The following is a 26,582-nucleotide window of genomic DNA, read 5'->3' as shown; positions in this document are numbered from 1 at the left end:
ACGGCCGCCGGGGCGGGGCCCGGAGCCGCCTGGGCCGGGGCCCCGTCGGCCGGCAGGGGGGTGCCGGCCCGGCCGGAGGGGGCCGGGTCGGACGGGGAGCAGCCGAAGCCGTGGGGCGGGTCGGGGTGCGGGTGTCCTGCAGTCCCCGTGGGTCCCGGCTGGAGCGCGGCTCCAGCGGCCGGCGAGCCGTCCGCGACGTGCGCGTGCCCCGGGGAGGAGCAGGCGGGGGCCGTCAGCAGCAGCGCGGCCAGCAGGGCGACGAGCAGGGTGATGAACCGGGACGTACCGGTATGAAGCGGGCGTAAGCGGGGATGGGGGGACACGGTTCCTCCGGGCGGCGGGGCGTACCCCTCGGCCCGGGACGGGCGGGGGTGACGGGGATCGCGGGGGACGGCTCCCGGGCACGGTTCTGCGCGCGCGGTCGCCGACGGCGTGGATCCCGGGGCCTACACCTGGAGGACGGCAGAGCCTCTCGTACGGGCCGGGGCGGTGTCCGCCACCGGTGCGGCCGGGCCGGCCGCGACGGCGGACGCGGGCAGGCCGCTGCGGGCGCAGCCCTCGACGGGGGCCGCCGGGGCGGGCGGGGCGTCCACGGCGGAGGCCGCGCGGGGCGGCAGGGGTGCGCACTCGTGGACCGGGTGGGCGGGGTCGTGGCGGTCCACGGCGGCCGCCTCCGGGACCGTGGCACTGGCCTGGGCGGCGATGGATGCGGAGGCGTGCGGGGTGGAGTGGTCGGCCGCACTGTGGGAGCCGCCCGTGCCGTGCGCGCAGACCAGGCCGAGGAGCAGCAGGGTCAGCCCGAGCAGGTGCAGCAGGCCCGCGAAGGAGCGGGCGCGCGGCGGGCGGGGGGACCGGGCTGTGACCACGCCGTGATCTTAGCTCGTCCTCCGCGTGATGACGGGATGTGAATCGGACAATCGCCGACCGGGTTCCGCCGGCGCCGGTTCCGCCGGGGGATCAGGGGCCCAGTTCCCGGGCGTCCAGCGGCACGCGCCAGACGTTGCGGCGGTGCACGGCCTGCAGTTCGGCCTCCAGCGGGCTCGGCGGCACGCTCAGGACGGGGCACGGGGCGTGCGCCGTGCAGTACCGGCCCACCGAGGGCCGCAGGGCGCCGAGCAGCCGGCCGCGCCGGCCGGTGCCGACCACCAGCAGGTCCTCGGGGCCCCGGACGGCGTCGACCAGCACGGCCCCGGGCAGGCCCCGTACCGCCTGCCCGGCCAGGGTGACGCCGGGGCCGCCCGGGCCGAAGGCCGCGTCGAGCGCCTCGCGCAGCCGCTCCACCGCCGCCGTCCGGCACTCGGGGAAGGGGGAACAGGCGCAGGAGGCACGGCTGCCCAGGCCCCCGCCCGGGGCCTGCCAGGCCAGCACCGCCCACAGCTCCGCACCCCGCGACCGCGCCTCGGTGGCGGCCCGGTGAAGGGCCGTCAGGCTCCCGGTACTCCCGCTCACACCTGCCACCACACGTCGCCGCACCGCCGCTCCTCACCTGGGCCGGGTCCTGTCCGGGCTCCATTCAACGGCCGGCCGGGCGCGGCCGGCGTCAGCGATCCGTATGAACCCGGGCCCGGCGCGTCAGGGTCCCGTCAGGGCGGCCGGGGCGGGCCGCGGACGGCGCGGGCCCGGAGACGGCCGGTGTCCGCCGTCGGGGCCGTCCCTTCCGGATCAGACCGGGTCCGGGGTCGCGCGGACCAGGACCAGCGAGCCCTCGTACGTGCTCTGCGTGCGCAGATGTCCGAAGCGGGCGTCCCAGGCGCCGGAGTCCAGGTCGCGGCGCAGGCCCTCGTCGAAGCGCTGGCGTACGCCGTCGTCGACGAAGCTCCACGCCGAGCAGGCCTGGCGGGCGGCCGGGTCGAGGAGCATTTCGGGGCGCCCGTAATAGGCCTCGTTGAAGCCGTCGGTGCAGTCCAGCGGGATCGGCACGGTGTGGACCGTGCCCGTGCCCCCGAGGGCCGCCGCGATGTCCTCGACGCGCGGGTGGCGCCGGGCCTCGGTGTCCAGGACCTCGGGGGCGTACGCGTGCAGCCAGAAGTCGCGGACCAGTTCCGGGGCGCAGGTGAGCACGACCACCGGGCCCCGGGTGACGCGCCGCATCTCACGCAGGCCCGCGGTGACGTCGCTCCACTGGTGCACGCTGAACAGGGTCATCGCCCCGTCGAACTCGCCGTCCGCGAAGGGCAGGTGCTCGGCGACGGCGTCGACGGCGCGCGTGAGACGGGCCGGACGCCGGGCGCGCATCGACCGCGAGGGTTCGACCGCGGTGACCTCGCGGGCCGCGCTCTCGTACGATCCGGCGCCCGCGCCGACATTGAGCACCGTGCGGGCGTCGCCGAGGGCCTCGGCGATGAACCGCGCGATACGGGTGTCGGGCCGCCGGTAGGAGGAATCGCCGGAACCGATGGTTCCGTAATCGAGGTCCCCGGCGCTGCCGTCCTTTGTGCGTACATTCATGCTTGCATCCTGCATCCACGAGGACCGTTTCGTACACGGGCCAGCAGATGCTTGTGGAAACAGCCACAAGGGGCAGCAGTTGTGGAATGGAGGATGGTCCGGGCGGCCTCGGTCCGGCTTTCGTCGGTCCCGGCCTCCCCGGTCCGGCGGCGCCTCGGCCGGCCTCCTCAGCCGGCCGGAGTGAGGGCGGGGAGCCGCAGGACCAGGCGGGCGCCGTCGGGGGAGTCCTCGGCCGTGAGGGTGCCGCCGTGGTGGGCGGCCAGGTCGCGGGCGATGGCCAGCCCGAGGCCGGCGCCGCCGTGGTCGCGGCTGCGGGCGTCGTCGAGGCGGGTGAACCGCTCGAAGACCCGGTCCCGGTCGGCGGGCGGGATCCCGGGGCCGTCGTCGCGGACCTCCAGGACGGCGGTCCGCGCGTCCGCCGGGCCCGTGGCGCGCAGCGTGAGCTCCACCCGCCCGGCGGCGAACCGCTGGGCGTTGTCCAGCAGGTTGGTGACCACCCGGGTGAGCCACAGCTCGCTGCCCTCCACCTCGACCCCGGCCTCCGCGCGGACCCGCACGGGCACCCGGTCGCCCAGCCGCGCGTCCACCGCGTCCCGCACCAGCTCGCCCAGGTCCAGCCGGACGGGGACGACGGGCTGGGCCGCGTCGATCCGGGCGAGCAGCAGCAGGTCGGAGCAGAGCCGCTCCAGCCGGTCGGTGTCCTCCAGCGCACCGCTGATCAGCTCCGGCCACAGCTCGGGGTCCCGCACCGCGAGGGCCACCTCCAGCTGGGTGCGCAGCACGGTCAGGGGACTGCGCAGCTCGTGCGAGGCGTCGGCGATGAACTGGCGCTGGCGGATCCCGGAGGACTCCAGGCGGTCCAGGGTGGCGTTCATCGTCCGGGCCAGCCGGGCGACCTCGTCGCCGGTGGCCGGCACCGGGACCCGGCGGTGCAGGTCGCGGTCGCTGATCTCGGCGACCTCGGCGCGGATCGCCTCGACGGGACCGAGGGCGCGGCCGGTGACCCGCCAGGTGACCAGGGCCACGAGCGCCAGCAGCAGGGGCCCGCCGACGAGGAGCGCGGCGGCGGTGGTGTCGTCGGCCGCGTCCACGTCCCGCAGCGAGGTCCCGACGTAAACGGTGACCAGGCCCTCGGGGGACTGGGTGGTGACCTGCACGACCCGCTGGCGGTGCTCGCCGCCGAGCGGACGGATCCGCCAGGTGTGGAAGAGCGTGCCGGGGCGCAGGGGCCTGGCGGGGCCCAGCGCGGGCACGCCGGCCAGGTTCGGGGTGGCGCGCAGCACCCGGCCGCGAGCGTTGACCACCTGCACGAAGTCGGCGCCGTGCAGGGGCGCCCGCATCCGGTCGAGCCGGCCGGCGGACGCCAGCTGTGCGATGGCCGCCGCCTGCTGCTCGGCATCGCGCTCGGCGTTGCGCAGCATGTTCGCCCGGAGCAGCCCGAGCAGCGCGACCGAGGCCAGGGCCAGGGCGGCGGCCACCACGACCACGGCGGCCGCGGTGGCCCGCGCCCGGACGGTCGTGGGCCGCAGCCGGCGCAGCAGTGACCGGCACCGGCGCGGCAGGAGCTGCGCGGCGCGCGGGCCGAGCCCCGCCCGGGCCTCAGCCACCGTCGGCCGCCAGCCGGTACCCGACGCCGCGCACGGTCTCCAGGGCGGACCGGCCGAACGGTGCGTCGATCTTCCGGCGCACCGCGCTGACGTGCACCTCGACCACGTTCGGATCACCGTCGAAGGCGCTGTCCCACACCTGCTCCAGGATCTCCCGCTTGGCCACCACCTCGCCGGGCCGCCGGGCCAGGTACTCCAGCACCGCGAACTCCCTGGCCGTCAGCCGTATCTCCGTGTCCCCGCGCGAGCACAGGTGGCGCGCCGGGTCCACCAGGAGGTCGCCGAGCAGCAGCGTCTGCGGGCCGCGGCGGCCCGTGCGCCGGCCCAGCGCGCGGAGCCGGGCGACGAGGACGAGGTAGGAGAAGGGCTTGGAGAGGAAGTCGTCGGCGCCGGTGTCCAGCGCCTCCGCCTCGTCGTACTCGCCGTCCTTCGCGGTGAGCATCAGGATCCCGGCCTCGTTGCCGGCCGCGCGCAGCCGGGCGCAGACCCGGTAGCCGTTGAGACCGGGCAGCATGATGTCGAGCACGATCAGGTCGTAGTCGTGTTCGCAGGCCATCCACAGTCCCTGCGGGCCGTCGTGGGCCACGTCCACCGAGAACCCCTCGGACTGGAGGCCCCGCTGCAGGGCAGCGGCCAGCCGCCGTTCGTCCTCCACCACCAGTACGCGCATGCCGACCAGGGTCTCAGGCCCGGCCGGCGCTTTGCTGAAGGGGTCTTCAGCAGGCTTCAGGTGGGCTTCAGCATCGGCTCGGCAGGCTCTGCTACGAGCCGGGTGCGGTGCCCGGTGGTTTCCGAGGAGTCCCGCATGTCAGAGTCCATCCCGCAGCCCGAGCACAGCCCCGAGCCCCAGACCGAGGCCGTCGCCGGTGACGGCGGCGCCCAGCGCAAGGGCCGCCTCGGCCGTGTGGTCCCCCGCGGCGCCGGGGCGCGCTGGGCGGTGGCCGGAGCGGCGGCCGCGGTGATCGTGGGCGGCGGCGCCGCCGCGGTGGCGGTGGCCGGCCACCACCACGGCCACCACGAGGCGATGGGCAAGGGCGGCCGCATGGCCTGGTCCGAGCCCGGTCACGACGGCAGGCACGAGGGCAAGCACGGCGGCAAGCACGGCGGCGGCCCCCAGGGCGAGCGCCCCCACCCGAAGAAGCCGAAGGTCCGCGACGGCGCCGCCGCCGCGCGCGGGGACTTCGCGAGGAAGGCCCCGGCGGCCCGCGCCCCGCTGCCCGCGCTGCCGATCGACCAGGCGGCGCAGAAGGCCGCGGCGGCGGTCCCCGGCGGCAAGGTCGAGGCCCTGCGCGTCATCCCCCAGCAGGGCGGCGCCGGCTCCTGGCAGGCCGTGGTCCTCGGCCCGGACGGCGTCCGCCACGCGGTGACCGTCTCCGGCACGGACGGCACCCTCACCGCGAACACCCCGCTCTCCAAGGGCTAGGGGGTGTCCGGGGGGCCGCCCCGGGCCAGGGCGCGCAGAATGAAGGGGGCCGCCGCCTCCGGGCGGGCGGGCGGCCACGCGGCGTGACCCGGGCAGAGGAGGCCACTCGTGCCGTCGGACCAGCCGGGGGGCGAGCGGGCTCCCGGGCCGATCCGGTCCGAGCCGGGGTCGCTGCTGGAGCACGTGCCCGTCGCCGTCCTCGGCCTCGACGCGCACGGCGGGGTCCGCTACTGGGGCCCCGGCGCGCAGGACCTCTTCGGGTACGCGGCCGCCACCGCGCTGTCCCGGCCCGCCGCCGCCCTGTTCCCCGAGCCGCCCGAGGGCCCCGGCCCGGCCGAGCGGCTGGTGGAGCGGGCCCTGGCCCTGGGCTACTGGCGCGGCCGGCTGCCCGTCCGGCACCGCGACGGCAGCGTCTTCGACTGCGGGTTCCGCGTCTTCCCGGTGACCGGCGACACCGGCGACACCGGCGACACCGGCGGCACGGTGGTCATGGCGCTGGCCAGCCGGGGCGACGAGCTCGACCGGGTGAAGACGAACCTCGCCTTCCTCGACGCCCTCTTCGAGACCTGCCCCATCGGCCTGGTCATGCTCGACGAGGACCTGCGCTACGTGCACCTCAACCAGGCCCTGGCCGACATGGACGGGATCCCGGTCTCCGACCACCTCGGCCGCGACACCGCCGACATCATGATCACCGCCGACGGCGGCGAGTTCCGGCGCATGCTGCGCGCCGTCGCCGACGAGGGGCGCCCCCTGGTCGGCGTCCTGGTCGGGATGCGCACGCCCGGCCGCCCCGACGTGGACCAGGTGCGGTCCGTCAGCCTCTTCCCCCTCAGCGGGGCGGCCGGCAGCCGGCCCGGCGTGGGCGGCCTGCTGGTGGACGTCACCGACCGGGAGCGGGCCCTGCTGGAGGCCACCGCGGCCCGCCGGCGCCTGGCCCTGCTGGACCGGGCCGGCGCCCGCATCGGCACCACCCTGGACGTGGACACCACCGCCCGGGAGCTGGTCGACGTGGTCATGCCGGAGTTCTGTGACGGCTCCGTGGTGGAGATGGTCGAGTGGATGTACCCGTCCGAGGCCTTCGACCCGGACCTGCCCCTGATCACCCGCCGGATCGCCTCCGGCACCGTCCTGCCGCCACCCGCCCCCGAACTGCTCGCCGCCCTCGACCGGGTGACCTATCCGCCGGGCTCCAGCATCCACCGGATGCTGAGCACCGGCCGCCCGCTCTGCGTCCGCGTCGACGAGGAGTTCGCGGCCCGGACCGTCGGCAACCGGGACCTCGTCCGCCAGCTCCTCGACAGCGGCGTGGGCTACGTCCTCATCGCCCCGCTCATCGCCCGCGGCCACGTCCAGGGCATCACCGTCTTCGGCCGCTCCGCGGCGCGTCCCGCCTTCACCGAAGAGGACCTCGGCCTGGCCGGCGAACTCGCCTCCCGCGCCGCCCTGTGCCTGGACAACGCCCGCCTCTACAGCCGGGTCCAGGACATCTCCCTCACCCTCCAGCGCGCCCTGCTGCCCACCGCCCCGGACGCGACCGAGCACGTGAGCGTCGCCCACCGCTACCTGCCGGGCAGCCGCGCCACCGAGGTCGGCGGCGACTGGTACGACGTGATCGCCCTGAGCGACGGCAGGGTCGCCCTCGTCGTCGGCGACGTCATGGGCCACGGGGTGCCGGCCGCCGCCTCCATGGGCCGGCTGCGCACCACCGCCCGGGCACTGGCCCGGCACAGCCCCGACCCCGAGGGTCTGCTCGCCGAACTCGACACCAGCGCCCGGGACGCCGGCATCGAACTGGCCACCTGCCTCTACGTCGTCTACGACCCCGCCACCGGCCACGCCCGCATCGCCAACGCCGGCCACCCCCCGCCCCTGGTGCGCCACCCCGACGGCACCGTGGAGACCCTCGGCGACGTCCTGGGCGTCCCCCTCGGGGTCGGCGGCGTCCCCTTTCGGTCCGTCCGGACCGAGCTCCCCGACGGGGCCGTCCTGGCCCTGTACACCGACGGCCTCGTCGAGGCGCGCGGCCAGGACATCGACGCGGGCCTCGACGCCCTGCGCGCCGAACTGGCCCGGGCCGGCGGACCGCTGGAGCAGGAGGCCGACCGCATCCTGACGGCCCTGCTGCCCGACGGCGCCACCGACGACACCGTCCTCGTCCTGGCCCGCGTCGGCCGCACGCCCGGCGACGACCGCACGCCCGGCGACCGCCCCACGGCCGGCGTCGGCCGCACGCCCGGCGACCGCCCCACGGCCGCCGGCCGCCGCACTCCCGACGACGATTGAGAGCCGCCCATGGAATTCCTCCGGCCCGCCGACTGGGAGGAGGCGCTCGCCCTCAAGGCGGAGCACCCGGCCGCCGTGCCCATCGCGGGCGGCACGGACGTGATGGTCGAGATCAACTTCGACCACCGCCGGCCCGAGCACCTCCTCGACCTCAACCGCATCGCCCTCCTCCAGGAATGGGAGACCGACGGGGACGTGATCCGCCTGGGCGCCTCCGTCCCGTACACCCGGATCATCGAGAACCTCCGCGGCCCCCTGCCCGGGCTCGCCCTCGCCTCGCGCACCGTGGCCTCCCCGCAGATCCGCAACCGAGGCAGCGTCGGCGGCAACCTGGGCTGCGCCTCCCCCGCCGGGGACTCCCACCCCGCGCTGCTCGCCGCCGGCGCCGAGGTCGAGGCGGAGTCCGTGCGCGGCTCCCGCACGATCCCGGTCGACGCCTTCTACACCGGCGTCAAACGCAACGCGCTCGCCCCCGACGAGCTCATCCGGACCATCCGCGTCCCCGTCGCCGACGGCCCCCAGCAGTTCTCCAAGGTCGGCACCCGCAACGCGATGGTCATCGCCGTGTGCGCCTTCGGCCTCGCCCTGCACCCGCGCACCCGCTCGGTCCGCACCGGCATCGGCTCCGCCGCCCCCACCCCCATCCGGGCCCGGGTCGCGGAGGAGTTCCTGGACGCGGCCCTGGAGGAGGGCGGCTTCTGGGACTCCCGCCAGGCCCTCACCCCTTCCATCGCCCAGCGGTTCGGCGACCTGGCGGCCGCCTCCTGCAACCCCATCGACGACGTCCGCGGCACCGCCCGCTACCGCCGCCACGCGGTCGGCGTCATGGCCCGGCGCCAGCTCCTGTGGACCTGGGAGGAGTACCGTTCCGGCGGGGAGCCGGCCTAGTGCCGCTCCAGCAGACGGGCCGCCATCGCGCGCATCTCCACCTTGCGGATCTTGCCGGTGACGGTCATGGGGAACTCGTCGACCACGTGGACGTAGCGCGGGATCTTGAAGTGGGCCAGCCGGCCGTCGCAGTACGCGCGCACGGACTCGGCGGTCAGCGGCTCGGCCCCCTCGCGCATCCGCACCCAGGCCATCAGCTCCTCCCCGTACTTCGGGTCGGGGACGCCGATGACCTGGACGTCCAGGACGTCCGGGTGGCCGTGGAGGAACTCCTCGATCTCGCGCGGGTAGAGGTTCTCGCCGCCCCGGATCACCATGTCCTTGATCCGGCCGGTGATGCTCAGGTAGCCGTCCTCGTCCATGACCGCCAGGTCGCCGGTGTGCATCCAGCCCTCCCGGTCCACGGCCTCCGCGGTCTTCTCCGGCTCGCCCCAGTAGCCGATCATCACCGAATAGCCCCGGGTGCACAGCTCGCCCGGGGTGCCGCGCGGGACGGTCCGGCCGGTCCGCGGGTCCACCACCTTGACCTCCAGGTGCGGGCCCACTCGGCCGACGGTGGAGACCCGGCGCTCGACCGAGTCGTCCGCGCGGGTCTGCGTGGACACCGGCGAGGTCTCCGTCATGCCGTAGCAGATGGACACCTCGGTCATCCCCATCCGCTCGATGACCTCGTTCATCACCTCCACCGGGCACGGTGACCCCGCCATGATCCCCGTCCGCAGGCTCGACAGGTCGTACCCGTCGAAGCCGGGCGCGGCCAGCTCGGCGATGAACATGGTGGGCACCCCGTAGAGGGAGGTGCACGCCTCCGCCGCGACCGCCGCCAGGGTGGCCGCCGGGTCGAAGGCCGGCGCGGGGATCACCATCGCCGCGCCGTGGCTCGTACAGGCCAGGGCGCCCATGACCATGCCGAAGCAGTGGTAGAAGGGCACCGGTACGCACACCCGGTCCGCCTCCGTGTAGCCGCACAGCTCGCCGACGAAGAACCCGTTGTTGAGGATGTTGCGGTGCGAGAGGGTGGCGCCCTTGGGGAAGCCGGTGGTGCCCGAGGTGTACTGGATGTTGATCGGGTCGTCCGGGTGCAGGGCGGCCCCCGCCCGTGCCAGGGCCGCCGGATCGCCCCGCCGGCCGCGCTCCAGCAGCGAGTCCCACGCGGGCCCGTCGAACAGGACCGTGAACTCCAGGTCGGGACAGCGCGGCCGGACCTCCTCGATCATCCCCGCGTAGTCGGAGCTCTTGAAGCGCTCCGCCGCGACCAGCAGCCGGATCCCGGACTGGTTGAGGACGTACTCCAGCTCGTGCGAGCGGTACGCCGGGTTGACCGTGACCAGGATCGCCCCGATCTTCGCGGTGGCGTACTGGACCAGCGTCCACTCGGCGCGGTTGGGCGCCCAGATGCCGACGCGGTCCCCGCGGTCGATCCCGAGGTCCAGCAGGCCGAGGGCGAGGGCGTCCACGTCGGCGGCCAGCTCCCGGTACGTCCACCGGCGGCCGGCGGCCACGTCCACGAGGGCGTCGCGCCCGGGGAAGCTCCGCACGGTGCGGTCGAGGTTGTCCCCGATCGTCTCCTCCAGGAGCGGGACCTCCGCGCTCCCGGACGCACAACTCGACGCGACGACGGACACACGTACCTCCTGGGAGGGGAGCCGGGACGGCGGCGGGCGCGCCCGGCTCGTGGCCCGGCGCCCGCCCATGATCGCCTCCCGGGGACCCGTCCCGCCAGATCCCGGGACTGGGGTTTCGCGAGCCCGCTAATCGAGCAGGTGTTCGGATCCGGGAGTAGGGTGGAGCCATGCACGCACTCCAGGCCTCCCTCTTCGACCAGACCGACGAGATCCGGCTCGGCCCGCTCTCCCGGCCGGAGCGCACGGAGCTCGGGGCCGGCGCCTGGGTCGACCGGCTGCCCGGCTGGCTGACCGGCGCCGACGCGCTGTTCGAACACCTCGCCGCCGAGGTGCCCTGGCGGGCCGAGCGGCGGCAGATGTACGACCGCCGGGTGGACGTGCCCCGGCTGCTGGCCTTCTACGGGGACGGCGAACCCCTCCCGCACCCCGTGCTCACCGAGGCCCGCGAGGCCCTGAGCCGGTACTACGCCCCCGAACTCGGCGAACCCTTCGTCACCGCCGGGCTCTGCCTCTACCGCGACGGCCGCGACAGCGTCGCCTGGCACGGCGACCGCACCGGCCGCTCCGCCACCGAGGACACCCTCGTCGCGATCCTCTCGGTCGGCGACCCCCGCGACCTCGCCCTGCGCCCCCGCGACGGCGGCCCCACCCTGCTCCGCCTCCCGCTCGGCCACGGCGACCTCGTGGTGATGGGCGGCTCCTGCCAGCGCACCATGGAACACGCCGTCCCCAAGACGGCGCGCGCCGTCGGCCCCCGCATCAGCGTCCAGTTCCGCACCCGCGGCGTAATGTGAGCCCATGCGCAGCCGGAGCCCCCTGCGGGCCTGGTGGGCCGCGCTCCCGCCCGCCGCGGGCGGAGCCGTCATGGCCGCCGCCATCCTGTCCGTCGGCCTGGGACTGACCGGCCGCAGCCGGCTCTCCCTCGCCGCACTGGCCGTCGCCGGAGTGCTCTGGCTGCTCCTGGCCGCCGACTTCACCGCCCGGCTCCTCTGCGACCGGGGCCGTTTCCGCGCCGAGGCCGACACCCCGGCCGCCCTCACCGCCGTCGCCGCCACCACCGTGCTCGGCACCCGCCTCTCCCAGCTGGGCCGGCAGGGCGCGGCCGCCGCCCTGCTGGTCCTGGCCGCACTGATCTGGCCCGGGCTGCTCCTCGCCGTGGTGCGGCACTGGCGGCGCCGCATGCCCGGGGTGGTCTTCCTCGTCTGCGTCGCCACCCAGGGCCTCGCCGTCCTGGCGGCCGCCCTGGCCACCGTCCACCGCCTCGACTGGCTCGCCCGGACCGCACTGGCCCTCTTCTGCCTGGGCGTGCTCCTGTACGCCCTCGCCCTGCGGCGCTTCGACTTCCGCGAGGTGCTCGGCGGCGCGGGCGACCACTGGGTCGCGGGCGGGGCCCTGGCCATCACCGCCCTGGCCGCCGCGAAACTCGGCGGCTCTCCGGCCGCCTCCGCCGGCCCCGCGCACACGGCCCTGCGCGCCGCCACCCTGACCGCGCTCACCCTCTCCCTCCTCTGGTACGCCGTCCTGCTCACCGCCGAGGTCCGCAGCCCCCGCCCCCGCTACGACATCCGCCGCTGGTCCACCGTCTTCCCCCTCGGCATGACCGCCACCGCCTGCCTCACCGCCGCCCCCGTGACCGGCGTGGCCCGGCTGCGCCCCCTGGGCGAGGTACTGCTGTGGATCGCGGTCGCCGCCTGGGTCCTCACCTTCGCGGCCTTCCTGCGGTCCCGCCGACCGGGCCGCCGCCGGCCCGCCTGACGGCATGTCCGCCGGCGGCGCCCGCGCGCGGCGGTAGGGTCCGCTCATGGCCTACACGTTCCAGGTGACCGTCGACTCCACCGACCCGCACGTCCTCGCCGACTGGTGGGCGGACGCCCTCGGCTGGGAAGTGGAGCCCAGTGACGAGAAGTTCATCCGCGGCATGATCGAGGCCGGTCACGCCACCGAGGAGGACACCACCACCCACCGCGGCACCCTCGTCTGGAGGGCAGGAGCCGCGATCCGCCACCCCGAGGGCCTGGAGCGCGCGCCGCGCGTGCTCTTCCAGTTCGTACTGGAGCCCAAGACGGTCAAGAACCGCGTCCACCTCGACGTCCGCACCGGCGACGACGACCCGAAGGCCCTGGTCGACCGCCTCCTCGCCAAGGGCGCCACCCACCTCCACGACGGCCGCCAGGGCCCGTTCGCCTGGACCACCCTCGCCGACCCGCAGGGCAACGAACTCTGCATCTCGCACTAGCGGTGTCACAGCCCCGCTACAGGGCTGTGACCAGTCGTAATTGAGTACCGGACAGCCCTTCCCGCACGTGAGAATGAGGCATCTCGAACGGGGAGGAACCCATGAGCCAGGACCGCCTGACTCTCCATGACCTGCTGCCCGCGCAGGCGCTCGCGGAGGCCGTCGACGCCGGGTACGTGACCCGCAAGCGGCATCCCGAACTGCCGCTGTCCATCTACACGTACACGCGCATCACGCAGTACGAGCGGGTCTGGAACCAGGTCACCATGCGCTGCCGAGGCCTCGTCGCCGACGACGCCACGGGAGCCGTCGTCGCGCTGCCGCTGCCGAAGTTCTTCAACGTCGGCGAGCACCAGTCCGGGCAGCCGTACGCCCCGGCCCTGCCCGACGAGCCGTTCGAGGTGTACGACAAGGTCGACGGCAGCCTCGCCGTCGTCTTCCACTACGCGGACCGCTGGCACGTCGCCTCCAAGGGCTCCTTCATCAGCACCCAGGCCACGTGGGCACAGCGCCGCCTCGACGCGCGCGACACCGCGGCCCTCGTGCCCGGCACGACCTACCTCGCGGAGATCCTGTACCCGCAGAACCGGATCGTCGTCGACTACGGCGACCGCCGGGACCTCGTCCTGCTGGCCGCCTTCGACCGGACCGGCACCGAGGTGCCGCTCGCCGAGGCCGCCGTCCACTGGAAGGACATCGGCTCCGTCGTCACGGTGTGGCCCGCCATGCCGCTGCCGGAGCTCCTCGCGCTCGCCGAGTCGAACACCCTGCCCGGCGGGGACTCCGCCACCGGCATGGACGCCGAAGGCTTCGTCCTGCGCTTCGCCTCCGGCGTCCGCGCCAAGGCCAAGCTCTCCGAGTACGTACGCCTGCACAAGCTGCTCACCGGCGTCACCGCGCGGGACGTCTGGCGCAGCCACGGCATCCAGCGCTTCGCCGGGACCTCCGTCAAGCGCCTGGCCCAGGGCCTGGGCCTGTCGGTCGCCGAGCTCGGGGGCGTCCGCTCCCAGGGCGGCCGGCCGCTGGACGCACTGCTGGAGCAGGTGCCCGACGAGTTCGACGCATGGGTGCGCGAGGTGATCGCGGGCCTGGAGGAGGAGTTCGAGCGCCGGGAGCGGGCCATCGACGAGGCCTACAAGCGGTTCGAGCACCTGGCGGACGACCGGGCCGCCTTCGCCCGCGCCGTGCGGGAACTCCCCGACGGCGACCTCCGCGGCGCCATGTTCATGCGGCTGGACGGCCGCACCACCGAGCTCGTCACCTGGCGGGCCGTACGGCCCGAGGCGGCCGATCCCTTCACCACCGACGAGGAGAACTGACCGTGTCCGAAGAGCCCGAACTCCCCGTGGTCCACGTCATGACGGGGTTGCCGGCCTCGGGCAAGACGACCGCGGCGCGCGCCCTCCAGGCCGAGGCCGCCGGCCGGATGCGCCGCGTCAACCTCGACGACCTGCGGGCCATGCTGGACGTGCCCGACCCCGAGCGGGGCCGCTCGTACCGGCACGAGCAGACCGTGCTCGCCGTCCAGGACGCGGCGGTCGCCGCTGCCGTCGCGGACGGCTTCGACGTGGTCGTGGACAACACGCACCTGACCTCGCACATCCCCAAGAGGCTCAAGGCGGCGGTGGCCGGCCGCGCCACGTTCGTCGTGCACGACTTCACCGACGTGTCCATGGAGGAGTGCCTGCGCCGCGACGCCGCGCGGGAGCGGCCGGTCGGCGAGGAGATCATCCGCATACTGGCGGACAAGCTCGCCAAGGCGCGCAAGGGCGGCTGGCGGCTGACGGCCGAGTGGCTCAACGACCAGCCGGCGGTGGTTCCCTACGTCGCGGACCCGGGGCTGCCCGCCGCCGTGATGTGCGACATCGACGGCACGCTCGCCCTCACCGGGGACCGCGGCCCGTACGACTTCTCGCGCTGCGAACTCGACCTGCTGAACGAGCCGGTGCGGCACGCGCTGGAGGCCTTCCGGTGCGGCGGGGACCGGATCGTGCTGCTGTCGGGGCGCGGCGAGGAGCACCGGCCGCAGACCGAGTCCTGGCTGCGCGCGCACGGAGTGCCGTACGACGAGCTGTGGATGCGTGCGGCGGGGGACACGCGCCGCGACGACGTGGTCAAGGCCGAGCTGTTCGACGCGCACGTGCGCGAGCGCTACGCGGTCCGCGTCTCGCTCGACGACCGGGACCGGGTGGTCGCGGTCTGGCGCCGGATGGGCCTGCCCACCTGGCAGGTCAACTACGGGGACTTCTGATCCGGGGCCCTCGGCGGACCGGGGACCCCTGGCGGTCAGGGGTCCCCGGTCCGAGCCGTCCGCCGCGGTCGGCCACGGTCAGTCGCGGCACCACCGGACCGGCTTGAGGTCCTTGACGTAGCGGGCCGAGACCCAGTCGTGCTCGTAGCCGTCGCGGGCCTTGCGGTCGCGCATCTTCTTGCGGCCCTCGCCGTCGGTCCCGTTGTCCCAGTCGTCCCGGTCGTCCCGGTCGTCGTCGCCGGGGTCGATCAGGTACCAGAGGTCGTTGCCGGCGACGCTCTCGCCGTGCGTCTTGCACTTCAGGGCGAGCGTCTCGCCCGGGTACACCTTGTACTGGAGGTGCGAGTGGGTGGTCGGCTTGCTGCGGACGTTCAGCGGGCCTCGCGAGACGACCTTGCCCAGCGCGTACTTGTGGTAGCCGTGCCCGTCGTACGAGGGGTCGTCGTAGTCGTCCCTCCCGTCCCGGGGGCTCTGGTACCGGGACCCGCCGTGGGCCGCCGCCGTCTGGTCCGCGACGGCGACGCCCCCGCCGACCAGGCCGAGCGCCAGGCTTCCGGCGGCCAGGGCGAGGATGGTCCTGGTGGGCTTGAGCATGAGCGGCTCCTCTGGGAAGACTCCCGCCCGGCCGCGCTGCGCGGCAGGGCGCGGCGGCCGGGCGGCCGCCAGGGACGACTATGACCAGGGGGCCCCGCGGGCCCTTGGAGACGCGCCGCCGTTTAGCCCGATATGCCCAATCCGTCCCCGGCCTTCCGGGTGGAGCACCCGGTGTGTGCGCCGCCCAGCGGATGCGGGCGGAGGTGCCCGCCCCCAGAGTGGGGCGCATGGGTATCGAAGACTACGGAGGCGGCCCCGGCGCCGAGCAGACCGGAGTCCTGGTCGTCACGACCAACGACGCTCCGGGCTACCGGGTCGAGCGGGTCATCGGGGAGGTGTTCGGGCTCACCGTGCGCTCCCGGCACCTCGGCAGCCAGATCGGCGCCGGCCTGAAGTCCATGATCGGCGGCGAGCTGAAGGGGCTCACCAAGACCCTCGTGGAGACCCGCAACCAGGCCATGGAGCGGCTCATCGAACAGGCCAGGGCCCGCGGCGCCAACGCGGTGCTGATGATGCGCTTCGACGTCACCGAGGCGGCCGACGTCGGGACCGAGGTGTGCGCGTACGGCACGGCCGTCGTCCTGGTGCCCGCCGGGAGCTGATCCGTAAGTCCAGGACACGGCAGCGCTTTGTCCATGGGCCTGAGGGCCCGGGGTCCGCAAGCTGGCAGGCCAGTGAGCGGACCGCGGGGCGCCGAGAGCCGTGCGGTCTTCCTGTACGTGCCAGGAAGCGCCGACTCCCGGAGGCCCGATGCGCACCCCCCTCTGGCCGGCCGCAGCCGCGGTCGCCGGTCTCGTCGCCACCCTCGTCACGACCGTGCCCGCCGCGGCGGCCCCGGCCGCGGCAGCACCCGTGACGATCACCTCGTCCGAGCTGTCCGTCCGCGTGGACGCGGGCTTCCCCCGCGTCGTCGACTACACCCGGCGCGCGACCGGGGACGTCCTCTACGGCAACGAGGACCCGCTGAGCACCGTTCTCGTGAACGGGACCGCCTACACCCCCGCCGTCACCTCGACCCCCTCCGCCTCGGGCGTCGACTACGCGATGGCCTTCTCCGGGGTGACCGTCCGCTCCCGGATCTCGGTCAGCGGCCCGGTCGTCGAGTTCCGGGTCACCGCGATCGAGGACACCCCCGCCCTGCGCGTCCACAGCTTCGAGATACCGGACCACACCCTGGTCAGCGTCCGCAGCGACCAGCCCGGCGCCGCGCTCGCCACCGCCACCATGCACACCGCCACCACCGGCACCGGCGACGCCTTCACCCCCGTCACCGCCTCCACCCCGGTCGACGCCGCCGCCACGACCGTGATGTACGGCCTCCTCAACACCGGCCGCCTGGCCGCCGCCATCGACTCCAACTCCCTCTACGACAGCCCCTCCGGCGGCACCGCCCGCGAGAACGGCCGGATCGGCAAACGGGTGACCGACCACGGCGCCTACCGCCGCGCCGGGCTGTGGAGCGGGGCCTGGCTGTACCGCGCCCGGGGCGCCGCCGACACCGACACCGAGCCGCTGCCCTACGTCCGGGTCGCCGTCACGGCCGACCGCAACGCCGACTCCGTGGTCGACTGGCAGGACGCGGCCGTCGCCTACCGGGACATCTGGACCCCGCCCGCCGGCTGGCAGGACACCGCCCGCCGGGTCGTCCAGCGCATCCCCTTCAACTTCGCCTCCCAGGCCACCCACCCCTTCGCGCAGACCCTCGACGAGACCAAACGGGTCAGCCTCGCCACCGACGGCCTCGGCCAGTTCGTCCTGCTGAAGGGCTACGCCTCCGAGGGCCACGACTCGGCGCACATGGACTACAAGAACATCGGGGCCCGAGTCGGCGGCGCCGCGGACCTGAACGCCCTCACCACCGCCGGCCACGCCTGGAACGCCGACTTCGGCGTGCACGTCAACGCCACCGAGGAGTACCCCGTCTCCGCCACCTTCGACCCCGCCCACCAGAGCGGCGGCCTCGGCTGGGACTGGCTCGACCAGTCGTACTACGTCGACACCCGCAAGGACGGCCAGGCGGGGGAGCGCCTCAAGCGCCTGGCGGACCTCAAGGCGGCCGCGCCCGGCCTCGACTTCCTCTACGTCGACGTCTGGTACGGGGACGGCTACGTCTCCCGCAAGCTCCAGCGCGAGGTCTCCGGCCTCGGCCTCCAGCTCGCCACCGAGTTCCCGAACACCCTCACCGAGCAGTCCCTCTGGCACCACTGGGCCGCCGACGTCGACTACGGCGGCAGCGACCTCAAGGGGGTCAACTCCACCATCGCCCGGTTCATCGCCAACCACGCCAAGGACGACTGGATCGCCCGCCACCCCCTGCTCGGCGGCGCCGAACTCGCCGCCTACGAGGGCTGGCAGGGCAAGAAGGACTACCCCGCCTTCCTGAACACCACCTTCGGCACCGACCTGCCCACCAAGTACCTCCAGGAATCCCCCATCGTGAAGTGGACCGCCGACACGGTCACCCTCGCGAACGGCACCACCGTCACCACCGCCGGCGGCACCCGCCGCATCACCACCGCCGGCCGCACCGTCCTCGACGGCGCCGCCTACCTGCTCCCGCGCGACGGCAAGCTCTACCACTGGAACGACGCCGGCGGCCGCACCACCTGGACCCTGCCCGCCGGATGGCGGACCCCCACCCTGTACCGGCTCACCGACACCGGCCGGCAGCTCGTCGGAGCCCTGACCGTCGGCGCCGGGAACCAGGTCACCCTCGACGCCGCCGCCCGCACCGCGTACGTGGTCACCGACGGCGCCGCGCCCGCGCAGCCCGACCCCCGCTGGGGCGAGGGGACCCCCGTGAAGGACCCCTCCTTCACCGCGGGCGACCTCGGCGCCTGGACCGTCACCGGGACCGGCGCCGCCGTCACCCGCAACGACCGGGGGCAGAACGAGCTCACCTTCGCCCCGCAGACCGCCCCGGCCGTCTCCCAGCGGCTCACCGGCCTGAGCCCCGGCACCTACGCGGCCTCCGTCTGGGTCACCACCCCCGCCGGCCGGGCCGCCACCCTCGCCGTCACCCCGGAGGGCGCCGCCACCGCCGACTCCGTGTACGCGGACTCCTCGCCCCTGGTGAACGACCTGGGCGGCAGCGAGAAGAACGGCACGACCATGCAGCGGATGAAGGTGCTCTTCGACGTCCCGGCGGGAGGATCAAGCGCCCTGCTCACGCTGTCCGCCGCCGCCGGGCCCGGCACGGTCCGCCTCGACGACGTACGCGTGGTGCGCTCCGCCCGCACCCCGCTGAACGGGCACGGCTACGCCGAGGACTTCGAGAACACCGACGCCGGCTGGGGCCCCTTCGCCTTCGGCGGCGCGGGCGGCTCGGCCACCGACCCCCGGACCCACATCGCCCAGCGCAACGCCCCCTACACCCAGGCCGGCTGGAACGGGAAGCTCGTCGACGACGTGATCGGCGGGCAGAACTCCCTCAAATCGCACGAGGAACGCCCCGGCCTGGTCTACCGCACCCTCCCGCAGACCCTGCGGTTCACGCAGGGGCACGCGTACCGGGTCGGCTTCCGCTACGAGAACGGTTTCGCCGGGGACTACCGGTTCATCACCGGCGCCGGCTCCGCCGAGAGCGCCACCGCCCTCGGCCAGGCCCGGACGGCCACCGCCTTCACCCGGACCTTCACCGCGGGCGCGGACGCCTGGATCGGCGTGCGGAAGGTCAGCGCCGAGGGCTCCCACGACCAAGCCGACCTGATCCTCGACGACCTCACCGTCGACGACCTGGGCCCGGCCGGCGGCACCGAACTCCTCGTCCCGCAGGACAGGATGAGGGTCGCCGCCGTCGACAGCCAGGAGACACAGGGGGAGAACGGCAGCGCCGCCAACGTCCTCGACGGCCAGGCCGCCACCATCTGGCACACCCAGTGGTACGCGGCCACCGCGCCCATGCCACACGAGATCACCCTCGACCTCGGAGCCTCCTACGAGGTCTCGGCCCTGCACGTCCTGCCCCGCCCGGCACAGAGCAACGGACGCATCGCCGACTACCAGGTGTTCACCTCCGCCGACGGGGTCACCTGGGGCCCGGCCGCCGCCACCGGCACCTGGAGCGACGGCCCCGCCCAGCAGGACGCCGCGTTCACCCCCAGGGCCGCGCGCTACGTGCGGCTCCGGGCCACCCGGGAGGTGAACGGCAACCCCTGGACCTCGGTCGCCGAACTCAACGTCGGCTACCTCCCCTGAGGGCCGGGCCGCGGCCCCGTCAGTGGACCCGGTAGACCTGGCCCGTCTGCGCCCCCTCGACCGACCGCACGTAGGCCATCGCCGCGCGGGCCGCGGGGACGGCCTCCATCCCGGCGAAGAAAGGACCGTAGGCGGGCAGGGACTCCTCGACCACCGTCGGGCTCACCGCGTTGATCCGCTGCGGCGGCAGCTCGATCGCCGCCGCCCGCACGAAGGCCTCGACCGCGCCGTTCGCCGCCGAGGCGGCCGCGCCGGCCACGATCGGCTGCTCCGTCAGGATGCCGCTGATCAGCGTGAACGAACCGGTCGGGGCCACGTGCCGGGCCCCCTGGCGGACCAGCTCGACCTGGCTCAGCGCCTTGCCCCGCAGCGTCGCCGCGACATCGTCCGACGTCAGCTCGGACAGCCGGCGGAACACCGCGTCGCCCGCGGCGACCGCCACCGCGTCCAGCGGGCCCGCCTGCGCGTACAGCCGGGCCACCTGCTCGGGGTCCGTGACGTCGGCCACCAGGTCACCGCCGGAGCGGCCCACGCCGACCACCTCGTGTCCGCGTGCCGTGAGCGCCTTGTGCACGACCGTTCCCAGCGTGCCGCCCGCGCCGACCAGCAGAATCCTCATCCCAGCCTCCGAGAGATCGATCCCGGCGGGACGTCCGCCGGGCACATCCGACGCTAGAGAACGCGCCGCGCGCGCGGAAATGCCGTCTGGGCAGCGACTATGCTCCACAGGCATGGATGATGTGGAACTGCGGCACCTCAGGGCGCTGGACGCGGTGGCCGAAGCGGGCACCATCACCGCCGCGGCGGCCCGCCTGCACATGACACAGCCCGCCCTCTCCCGGACCCTCGCCCAGCTGGAGGGCCGCGTCGGCGTCCGGCTGGTGGACCGCTCGTCCCGGCACCTGGCCCTCACCGAGGCCGGGACCACCCTGCTGGGACACGGCCGGGCCATCCTCTCCCACCTCGACGCCGCCCTCGCCGACACCCGGGCGGTCTCCCGGCCACTGCGGCTCGGCTACACCTGCGCCGTGCTCGGGCAGCAGACCGTACCCCTGCTGCGCTCCTGGCGCCGTACGCACCCCGCCACCCCGCTCGACGTGATCCGGCGCGACAACGGCACCGCGGGCCTGGCGACCGGGGACGCCGACGTCGCCGTCCTGCGCACCCTGCCCGACGACCCGCGGATCCGCAGCGAGGCCCTCTACACCGAGGACCGGGTCGCCGCCCTGCCCGACGACCACCCGCTCGCCGGCCGGGACCGGGTTCTGCTGGCCGAGCTCACCGCCGGGACGCAACTGCCGCTGGCCGTATGGCCCGAGGCCGGCACCGCCTCGCCCGGGCTGTGGCCGCCGCACCAGCGCCCGGCCCGCACGGTCGAGGTCGGCAACGTCGACGAGTGGCTGAACCTGATCGCCACCGGCGGCGCCTTCGGCCTCGCGGCGGCGGGCACGGCCGAGAGCCACGGCCACCCGGGCGTCCGCTTCCTCCCGGTCCCCGACGCCCCGCCCACCACCGTCTACGTCTCCTACCCGCTCCACCCCACCCACCCGGGGACACCGGAATTCCTGGCGGCGGTCCGCGAGGCGGTCACCGGCTGACGCCCTGTCCGGCGTTCCCGCGCACGGGCGCCCGCGCGCCGGGCGGACGGCCTCCCGGACGGAGCCCGGCGGCCACCTCGCCGTCGCCGCCGTCCCGGGGAGCGGGCCCCTCTTCCGCAACGCCCGGCGGCCCGTGCCCTGACGCCCCGCCACCGGCCCCCCGGACCGACTGCTGCGCCCGGAACCGCACCGGGGCCACGCCCACCCGCCGGCTGAACAGCCGGCTGAAGTAGGCCGGGTCCTCGTACCCGACCCGGCGGGCAATCCCCGCCACCGGCAGGTCGGTCCGGGCCAGCAGCTCCTTGGCCCGGCTCAGCCGGATCCCGAGGAGGTACTCCTTGACGCCCCCGCCGGTGCTGCGCCGCACCGCGCCGCGCAGCTCCGGCAGCGGAATGCCGAGCCGGGCCGCGTGCTCGGCCACCGAGATCGGCAGCAGCGCGTCGCGGGCCAGCGCGTCCACCACCGCCTCCCCGTGCCGGGACACCTCCGCCCGGGCGTAGCGCAGCGCCACCAGCAGGCCGTGCACGTCCGCCGCGGCCTCCACCTCCAGCAGCGGGCCGCCGCGCCGGGCGGCCCGGACGATCCCGTCGACCACGTGCTGCACCCCGGTGGTCCCGCTCAGCGGCACCACCGGCCGGTCCGGGGTGATGTAGCCGAGGTCGGTGTACGCGCTCACGCTGCCGCCCGTGAAGTCGACGAAGCACTCGTCCCAGCCGCCGCCCTCCGGGTCGGGGCCGTAGTGGTGCTCGACCCCCGGCACCAGCCACAGCAGGGCGGGCGCGGCCACCGGCTGCGGCGGACGCCCGGCGTGGCCGAACCAGCCGCGGCCCCGGGTGACGACGACGGCCACGTGGTGGTCGAGGACCCGGGGCCCGACCACCGGCAGCGCCCCCTGCTGCACGCCCACGCCGAGGCAGACCAGACCGAGCCGGCGGTGGACCGGGGCCGGGGAGAAGTACCGCATCCAGCTGCTGTACGGCGGCGGGGGGCCGGGGGACGGCCTCGGGGGAGTGCACGGCGGCGTCGGCATCTGCGGATTGTGATCCACACCGCCGCCCGCCTCAAGAGGCCCGGGAGCGGATCACCGGGTGTCCGCGCCACCGCGCAGCCCCGCCGCCAGCCCGGCGATCACCACGGCCAGGCCCGCCCACACCGCCGGGCCCGGCAGGCCGCCGCCCGTCAGGGCCCCCGCGCCGGCCGCCGCGAGCGGCGCGACCCCCGTCAGCAGTCCCGCCCGGCCGGAGCCCACCGCGGCCACCGTGCGGTACCAGAGCAGGAACGCCACCGCCGTCACCAGCACCGCGAGGTAGCCCACGGCCGCCCACTGCGCCGCCCCCAGAGCCCCCAGGGCGGACGGCGGCTCCGTGAACAACGCCAGCCCCGCCAGCATCACCGCCCCCATCCACACGGCGTGCACGGACACCCCCCACGCCCCGTGCCGCCCCAGCACCGGCACCGCGAGCAGGGTGAACCCCGCCTCGCAGGCCAGTGCCAGCGCCGCCCAGCCCACCCCGGCGGCGTCCGTCCGCCCGGTCCCCTCGACCAGCACCGCCCCCGCGACCACCACCGGCGCCGCCAGCAGCACCCTCCGGCTGGGCCGGCGCCCCTCCAGCAGCGGCCCGACCACCCCGAGCAGGACCGGTACGGAGGCCACCGCGACGGCGATCACGGCGGGCTCGGCATGCGCCACACCGCGTACGACGGCCACGTTGAACAGCACCAGACCGGTCCCCGCGATCCCCGTCAGCCACAGCCACTCCCGCCCCCGGGGACGCGTCAGCCGGACCCCGGCGGCCCGGGCCAGGGCGACGAGGATCAGCGCGGCGGCCGCGTAGCGCACCGCCTGGGCGGTGAACAGCGGTGCCCCGGCCAGCGAACGCGAGACGGTGACGCTGCTGCCGACCAGCGCCATGCCGGCCACACCGGGAGCCAGGTCGCGCAGGGCCGAGGAGCGGCGGACGGGAGCGGCGGGGAGGGAGGTGGAAGTGCTCATGCCGACCAGCCTGGCGGCACAATGGTCCGGTGAGCAGGTCCAAAGAAGGCCCCGGCGACAGGTCCATATCAGGCTCGGACTTCCTCCAGCTCGACATCGGCCAGGCACCGCCCGGCAGCCGCACCGCATGGCTCGCCGGCCGGCTGCGCGCAGCCATCGCGGACGGCACCCTGCCCGTCGGCAGCCGACTGCCCGCCAGCCGGGTCCTCGCCGCCGAACTGCGCGTCTCCCGCGGCCTGGTGACCGAGGCCTACCAGCGTCTCGCCGAGACCGGCCAGGTGGCGGGCCGCGGCCGCGGCGGCACCGTGGTCGTCGCCGCGCCGCCGCCCCCGCCGGCCGGGACGGCCGGCGCCGCTCCGCGCGGCGGTGCGGTCGACGCGCTGCGCGCCGTGCCCTGCCGGATCGACCTCTCGCCCGGGGTCCCCGACCTCACCGCCTTCCCGCGCACCGCCTGGCTCCAGGCCGAGCGCCGGGTCCTCGCGGGGCTCACCGCCGCCGACTTCGGCTACGGCGACCCGCAGGGAACGCCCGCCCTGCGGGAGGCCGTCGCCGGGTGGCTGGCCCGCAACCGGGGGATCCGCGCCGACCCCGGCGAGGTCGTCGTGGTCGCCGGGGTCGCCCAGGCCCTCGGACTGCTCGCGCAGGTCCTGCCCGAGGCGGGCGTGCGCCGGGTGGCGGTGGAGGACCCCGGCTCGCTGGGGGCCCGGCAGCAGCTGGAGCACGGCGGGCTGGACACCGTAGGGGTGCCGGTGGACGGGGCGGGGCTGGACGTGGCCGCGCTGCGGGCGAGCGGGGCCGGGGCCGTCCTGCTGACCCCGGCGCACCAGTTCCCCACCGGGGTGGTCCTCGACGGAGAGCGGCGCCGGGACCTGCTGGCCTGGGCGGCGGCCGGGGGACTGGTCCTGGAGGACGACTACGACGCCGAGCACCGCTACGACCGCGCCCCCGTCCCCGCGCTGCGGGCCCTGGCCCCGGAAGGGGTCTGCTACGCGGGCAGCGTGTCCAAACTGCTCGCCCCCGCGCTGCGGCTGGGCTGGCTGCTGGTCCCGGGCCGGCTGCGCGACCGGGTCGTGGACGCCAAGCGCCACGCCGACCTCGGCAACCCGGTCCTCGCCCAGCTCGTGCTCGCCCGGCTGATGGACTCGGGCGAACTGGAGCGCCACCTGCGCTTCGTACGCCGCCGCCACCGCCGCCGCCGGGACGCGATGCTCGGCGCCGTCGACCGCCACCTGCCCGGCGCCCGGGTGCACGGCGCGGCGGCGGGGCTCCACCTGATGGTCACCTTCGACGGCGCGGACTTCCCCGACACGGCCCTGGCCGCCGCCGCGCTGGCCCTCGGCGTCAAGGCGCACCCGCTGTCCTGGCACCGGCTGAGCCCGGGCCCGCCGGGCCTGATCCTCGGCTACGCGGCCGGGCCGGCCGCCGAGATCGAGGAGGGCGTGGCCCTGCTGGGCCGGGCCCTGCGCGAATCCCGTCAAGATCATCGGCGTTGACACCGGCCGCGTCGTACCCGTCTAATGGCGGATGGTGTCGCGTGACTCCGGCCAAAGAGCAGTGGGCCGGCCGGCCGTCGGGCGAACACCCTTCACTTCAGGGGACCGCCATGAACAGGCAATCCGCACCCCGCAGTTGACGCACCGCAGCCGCACCTCCGGCTCCCGCGTCGCGCTCCGGCCCTTCGCGCCGTAACGCCCTTCCCGCGTAGCCGCGTACGCATTTCCTCCTCTCCGCACGCCCACGTGCCCGTCCGGCAACTCCCGCCCCCGGCGGGCCGTCCGGGGCCCCGGCGGCGTGCCCCGTCCCGCTCTGGAGACACATCCGTGCCCACGCCCGTTTCCTTCAACCAGTCCGTCATCGAGGAGTTCCGCGCCCGCCGGGGCAAGGTCGGCGGCCCCTTCGAGGGCGCCGACCTGCTCCTGCTGACCACCACCGGCGCCAGGTCCGGCACCCCCCACACCACTCCGCTCGGCTACGTCCGCCACGGCGAGGCCCTGCTGGTGGTCGGCTCCAACCTCGGTGCCCCCCGCCACCCCGCCTGGTACCACAACCTGCTCGCCCACCCCCAGGTACGGGTGGAACTCGGCACCGACACCTTCGAGGCCCTCGCCGTACCGGCCGAAGGGGCCCGGCGCGAGGAGCTGTTCGCGCGGGTCCTGCGCACCGCCCCCGGATTCGCCGACTACCAGGCCCGCACCACCCGCCTCCTGCCGGTCGTCACCCTGGAGCCCGCCCGACCCGACGGCCGGCAGTCCCCGGGCGAGGTCCGCACCCTGGCCGACAAACTCCTGGAGGTCCACACCTGGCTGCGGGCGCAGCTCGGCCATGTGAGCGCCGAGACCGAGGCCCACTTCGCGGCCCGCGCCGCCCACACCGGACCGGGCCGGCCGCCGGCGCCCGGGCTCGGGCTCCAGATCAGGCAGCGCTGCCTGGCCTTCTGCCAGACCCTCGCCTTCCACCACACGAGCGAGGACCAGCACCTCTTCCCGGGCACCGCCGCCCACCACCCGCACCTGGCGGACACGTTCGAGCGGCTGCGCGAGGAACACCGCACCGTCGCGCGGATCCAGGCCGATCTCCTCGCCCTGCTCGCCGGGGTGGAGATCGCCGAACCGGACCGGTTCCGCACCGCGCTGGCCCGGATGACGGCGGAACTGACGGCCCATCTCGACCACGAGGAGGAGACCCTGCTGCCCCTGCTGGCCGAGGTGCCGTGGCCGCCGCCGCGCCCCTGACGCCGGCCCGCGGAAGGCCGGGCGGGAGCCCGCGGAAAGTTTTTCGGAAACGGTGGCAACCGATCGGGGACTCGCGCGTCGTGCGGGGGTGAAGGGCGAAGTTCCGAGCCCTGGACCCGACCGTGGAGATGCACCGTGAAGAACCTGAAGCGCGTTCCCCTGTCCGCCCGCCGGGCGGCCGCCGTCGCTGCCGCCGCCGGGGCGGTCATCGCCCTCGGCGGGCCGGCCTTCGCCGCGCAGGGGGCTTCCGCCGCTCCGGCGTCCCCCACCGCTCCGGCGTCCCCCACCGCCTCGGCCGCGCCGACGCCGGTCCCCTCGCAGCCGGGCACCGGCATACCCACCGCCGTACCGTCGCACCCCGGCGGCAAGCCGAGCCCGGCCCCCTCCCGCCCGGGCGGCGGCAACGGCATGCCCACCGCCGTGCCGTCCCTGTCGCCGGCCACCCAGCCCAGCCCGTCCGTCACGCAGCCCGGCAGCGGGCAGCCGTCCGCCGTCCCCTCGGCGGCGCCCGGTTCCGGCGAGGGCTCCGAGCTCGCGCATACTGGCTCCTCGGCGACCACCGTCGCCCTCGGCGCCGGAGCGGCCGGGCTCATCGCCGTCGGCGCGGGATGGAAATGGTCCGCCGGATCGCGACCGAGATCGCCGAGTACGTGGTCGAACTGGGCACGGACGGGCGACTGCTGTCGCTCCAGCTGGACGAGCTG

General features: G+C 75.4%; 23 protein-coding genes and 1 pseudogene. 14 read left to right on the top strand and 10 right to left on the bottom strand.

Annotated elements, in window-relative coordinates:
- Positions 1-446: 446 nt before the first annotated feature.
- The 5 genes from AB0F18_RS28375 to AB0F18_RS28355 all read right to left on the bottom strand — a co-directional run bounded on the left by AB0F18_RS28375 (position 447) and on the right by AB0F18_RS28355 (position 4,725).
- Positions 447-866: a hypothetical protein gene (locus AB0F18_RS28375; protein ID WP_362065706.1), complete on the bottom strand. Its 420-nt coding sequence runs from the start codon at positions 864-866 to the stop codon at positions 447-449.
- 91 nt (positions 867-957) lie between these two features.
- On the bottom strand, positions 958-1,473 hold the full coding sequence (locus tag AB0F18_RS28370; protein WP_362065704.1) for a universal stress protein: 516 nt from the start codon (positions 1,471-1,473) through the stop codon (positions 958-960).
- 189 nt (positions 1,474-1,662) lie between these two features.
- On the bottom strand, positions 1,663-2,448 hold the full coding sequence (locus AB0F18_RS28365) for a class I SAM-dependent methyltransferase (protein WP_362065702.1): 786 nt from the start codon (positions 2,446-2,448) through the stop codon (positions 1,663-1,665).
- A gap of 167 nt (positions 2,449-2,615) precedes the next feature.
- Positions 2,616-3,986: a HAMP domain-containing sensor histidine kinase gene (locus tag AB0F18_RS28360; protein ID WP_362065710.1), complete on the bottom strand. Its 1,371-nt coding sequence runs from the start codon at positions 3,984-3,986 to the stop codon at positions 2,616-2,618.
- A gap of 61 nt (positions 3,987-4,047) precedes the next feature.
- Entirely contained in the window at positions 4,048-4,725 is a 678-nt protein-coding gene (locus AB0F18_RS28355) for a response regulator transcription factor (protein WP_362065700.1), read from the bottom strand.
- Positions 4,726-4,860: 135 nt separating this feature from the next.
- On the opposite strand from AB0F18_RS28355, the gene AB0F18_RS28350 reads away from it, so the two are divergent.
- From AB0F18_RS28350 to AB0F18_RS28340, 3 genes are all read left to right on the top strand, one after another.
- Complete coding sequence (locus AB0F18_RS28350) at positions 4,861-5,478, top strand: hypothetical protein (protein ID WP_362065698.1); 618 nt, start codon at positions 4,861-4,863, stop codon at positions 5,476-5,478.
- A 108-nt stretch (positions 5,479-5,586) separates the two neighbouring features.
- Entirely contained in the window at positions 5,587-7,764 is a 2,178-nt protein-coding gene (locus AB0F18_RS28345; RefSeq protein WP_362065696.1) for a SpoIIE family protein phosphatase, read from the top strand.
- Positions 7,765-7,773: 9 nt separating this feature from the next.
- Positions 7,774-8,652 carry a xanthine dehydrogenase family protein subunit M gene (locus AB0F18_RS28340; RefSeq protein WP_362065694.1) on the top strand — a complete coding sequence of 293 codons (879 nt, stop codon included), beginning with the start codon at positions 7,774-7,776 and terminating at the stop codon, positions 8,650-8,652.
- Here AB0F18_RS28340 and AB0F18_RS28335 read toward each other — a convergent pair.
- Entirely contained in the window at positions 8,649-10,346 is a 1,698-nt protein-coding gene (locus tag AB0F18_RS28335; RefSeq protein WP_362065693.1) for an AMP-binding protein, read from the bottom strand. The genes AB0F18_RS28340 and AB0F18_RS28335 overlap by 4 nt on opposite strands.
- Positions 10,347-10,444: 98 nt before the next feature.
- On the opposite strand from AB0F18_RS28335, the gene AB0F18_RS28330 reads away from it, so the two are divergent.
- From AB0F18_RS28330 to AB0F18_RS28310, 5 genes are all read left to right on the top strand, one after another.
- Positions 10,445-11,071 (top strand): alpha-ketoglutarate-dependent dioxygenase AlkB, encoded by a 627-nt coding sequence (locus tag AB0F18_RS28330; RefSeq protein ID WP_362065692.1) that lies wholly within the window; start codon positions 10,445-10,447, stop codon positions 11,069-11,071.
- Positions 11,072-11,075: 4 nt separating this feature from the next.
- Positions 11,076-12,032: a hypothetical protein gene (locus tag AB0F18_RS28325; protein WP_362065691.1), complete on the top strand. Its 957-nt coding sequence runs from the start codon at positions 11,076-11,078 to the stop codon at positions 12,030-12,032.
- Between the two features lie 46 nt (positions 12,033-12,078).
- Positions 12,079-12,513 carry a VOC family protein gene (locus AB0F18_RS28320; protein WP_362065690.1) on the top strand — a complete coding sequence of 145 codons (435 nt, stop codon included), beginning with the start codon at positions 12,079-12,081 and terminating at the stop codon, positions 12,511-12,513.
- A gap of 101 nt (positions 12,514-12,614) precedes the next feature.
- Positions 12,615-13,832, top strand: coding sequence for an RNA ligase (locus AB0F18_RS28315; protein ID WP_362065688.1), 1,218 nt, complete (start codon positions 12,615-12,617; stop codon positions 13,830-13,832).
- A gap of 2 nt (positions 13,833-13,834) precedes the next feature.
- On the top strand, positions 13,835-14,764 hold the full coding sequence (locus AB0F18_RS28310) for an AAA family ATPase (protein ID WP_362065686.1): 930 nt from the start codon (positions 13,835-13,837) through the stop codon (positions 14,762-14,764).
- A 78-nt stretch (positions 14,765-14,842) separates the two neighbouring features.
- On the opposite strand, the gene AB0F18_RS28305 is transcribed toward AB0F18_RS28310, so the two are convergent.
- Complete coding sequence (locus tag AB0F18_RS28305) at positions 14,843-15,358, bottom strand: hypothetical protein (protein ID WP_362065684.1); 516 nt, start codon at positions 15,356-15,358, stop codon at positions 14,843-14,845.
- A gap of 227 nt (positions 15,359-15,585) precedes the next feature.
- On the opposite strand from AB0F18_RS28305, the gene AB0F18_RS28300 reads away from it, so the two are divergent.
- Together AB0F18_RS28300 and AB0F18_RS28295 are read left to right on the top strand one after the other, a co-directional pair.
- Positions 15,586-15,960 (top strand): YbjQ family protein, encoded by a 375-nt coding sequence (locus AB0F18_RS28300; protein ID WP_362065682.1) that lies wholly within the window; start codon positions 15,586-15,588, stop codon positions 15,958-15,960.
- A gap of 148 nt (positions 15,961-16,108) precedes the next feature.
- Positions 16,109-19,555 carry an endo-alpha-N-acetylgalactosaminidase family protein gene (locus tag AB0F18_RS28295; RefSeq protein WP_362065680.1) on the top strand — a complete coding sequence of 1,149 codons (3,447 nt, stop codon included), beginning with the start codon at positions 16,109-16,111 and terminating at the stop codon, positions 19,553-19,555.
- 19 nt (positions 19,556-19,574) lie between these two features.
- Here the strand turns inward: AB0F18_RS28295 and AB0F18_RS28290 are convergent, their stop codons facing one another.
- On the bottom strand, positions 19,575-20,195 hold the full coding sequence (locus AB0F18_RS28290; RefSeq protein ID WP_362065708.1) for a short chain dehydrogenase: 621 nt from the start codon (positions 20,193-20,195) through the stop codon (positions 19,575-19,577).
- 91 nt (positions 20,196-20,286) lie between these two features.
- Between AB0F18_RS28290 and AB0F18_RS28285 the strand changes: the two genes are divergently transcribed.
- Positions 20,287-21,153: a LysR family transcriptional regulator gene (locus tag AB0F18_RS28285; protein WP_362065678.1), complete on the top strand. Its 867-nt coding sequence runs from the start codon at positions 20,287-20,289 to the stop codon at positions 21,151-21,153.
- Here the strand turns inward: AB0F18_RS28285 and AB0F18_RS28280 are convergent.
- On the bottom strand, positions 21,143-22,117 hold the full coding sequence (locus tag AB0F18_RS28280; RefSeq protein WP_362065676.1) for an AraC family transcriptional regulator: 975 nt from the start codon (positions 22,115-22,117) through the stop codon (positions 21,143-21,145). The two genes, AB0F18_RS28285 and AB0F18_RS28280, sit on opposite strands and share 11 nt — an antisense overlap.
- A 117-nt stretch (positions 22,118-22,234) precedes the next feature.
- Entirely contained in the window at positions 22,235-23,146 is a 912-nt protein-coding gene (locus AB0F18_RS28275; RefSeq protein WP_362065674.1) for a DMT family transporter, read from the bottom strand.
- A 29-nt stretch (positions 23,147-23,175) separates the two neighbouring features.
- Here AB0F18_RS28275 and AB0F18_RS28270 point away from each other — a divergent pair, with 29 nt between their 5' ends.
- The 3 genes and pseudogenes from AB0F18_RS28270 to AB0F18_RS28260 form a co-directional block, all read left to right on the top strand.
- Positions 23,176-24,639: a PLP-dependent aminotransferase family protein gene (locus AB0F18_RS28270; protein ID WP_362065672.1), complete on the top strand. Its 1,464-nt coding sequence runs from the start codon at positions 23,176-23,178 to the stop codon at positions 24,637-24,639.
- Positions 24,640-24,966: 327 nt separating this feature from the next.
- The gene (locus AB0F18_RS28265; RefSeq protein ID WP_362065670.1) at positions 24,967-25,878 is read left to right on the top strand and encodes a nitroreductase/quinone reductase family protein; all 912 of its coding nucleotides are present in this window, start codon (positions 24,967-24,969) and stop codon (positions 25,876-25,878) included.
- 608 nt (positions 25,879-26,486) lie between these two features.
- A pseudogene (locus AB0F18_RS28260) lies at positions 26,487-26,582 on the top strand (hypothetical protein); the annotation flags it as partial.

The sequence above is a fragment of the Streptomyces sp. NPDC029216 genome (assembly GCF_040648015.1).
Taxonomy (GTDB): domain Bacteria; phylum Actinomycetota; class Actinomycetes; order Streptomycetales; family Streptomycetaceae; genus Streptomyces.
Note: the sequence above shows the minus strand (reverse complement) of the source record. Positions and strands in the feature narration are given on the sequence as shown.

Bases quoted from the DNA above. Each gene is read 5' to 3' on its own strand.
- AB0F18_RS28335 (WP_362065693.1), bottom strand. From the start codon at position 10,346: ATGGGCGGGCGCCGGGCCACGAGCCGGGCGCGCCCGCCGCCGTCCCGG.
- AB0F18_RS28330 (WP_362065692.1), top strand. From the start codon at position 10,445: ATGCACGCACTCCAGGCCTCCCTCTTCGACCAGACCGACGAGATCCGG.
- AB0F18_RS28315 (WP_362065688.1), top strand. From the start codon at position 12,615: ATGAGCCAGGACCGCCTGACTCTCCATGACCTGCTGCCCGCGCAGGCG.
- AB0F18_RS28365 (WP_362065702.1), bottom strand. From the start codon at position 2,448: ATGAATGTACGCACAAAGGACGGCAGCGCCGGGGACCTCGATTACGGA.
- AB0F18_RS28355 (WP_362065700.1), bottom strand. From the start codon at position 4,725: ATGCGCGTACTGGTGGTGGAGGACGAACGGCGGCTGGCCGCTGCCCTG.
- AB0F18_RS28305 (WP_362065684.1), bottom strand. From the start codon at position 15,358: ATGCTCAAGCCCACCAGGACCATCCTCGCCCTGGCCGCCGGAAGCCTG.
- AB0F18_RS28280 (WP_362065676.1), bottom strand. From the start codon at position 22,117: ATGCGGTACTTCTCCCCGGCCCCGGTCCACCGCCGGCTCGGTCTGGTC.
- AB0F18_RS28340 (WP_362065694.1), top strand. From the start codon at position 7,774: ATGGAATTCCTCCGGCCCGCCGACTGGGAGGAGGCGCTCGCCCTCAAG.
- AB0F18_RS28285 (WP_362065678.1), top strand. From the start codon at position 20,287: ATGGATGATGTGGAACTGCGGCACCTCAGGGCGCTGGACGCGGTGGCC.
- AB0F18_RS28295 (WP_362065680.1), top strand. From the start codon at position 16,109: ATGCGCACCCCCCTCTGGCCGGCCGCAGCCGCGGTCGCCGGTCTCGTC.
- AB0F18_RS28300 (WP_362065682.1), top strand. From the start codon at position 15,586: ATGGGTATCGAAGACTACGGAGGCGGCCCCGGCGCCGAGCAGACCGGA.
- AB0F18_RS28275 (WP_362065674.1), bottom strand. From the start codon at position 23,146: ATGAGCACTTCCACCTCCCTCCCCGCCGCTCCCGTCCGCCGCTCCTCG.
- AB0F18_RS28325 (WP_362065691.1), top strand. From the start codon at position 11,076: ATGCGCAGCCGGAGCCCCCTGCGGGCCTGGTGGGCCGCGCTCCCGCCC.
- AB0F18_RS28320 (WP_362065690.1), top strand. From the start codon at position 12,079: ATGGCCTACACGTTCCAGGTGACCGTCGACTCCACCGACCCGCACGTC.
- AB0F18_RS28350 (WP_362065698.1), top strand. From the start codon at position 4,861: ATGTCAGAGTCCATCCCGCAGCCCGAGCACAGCCCCGAGCCCCAGACC.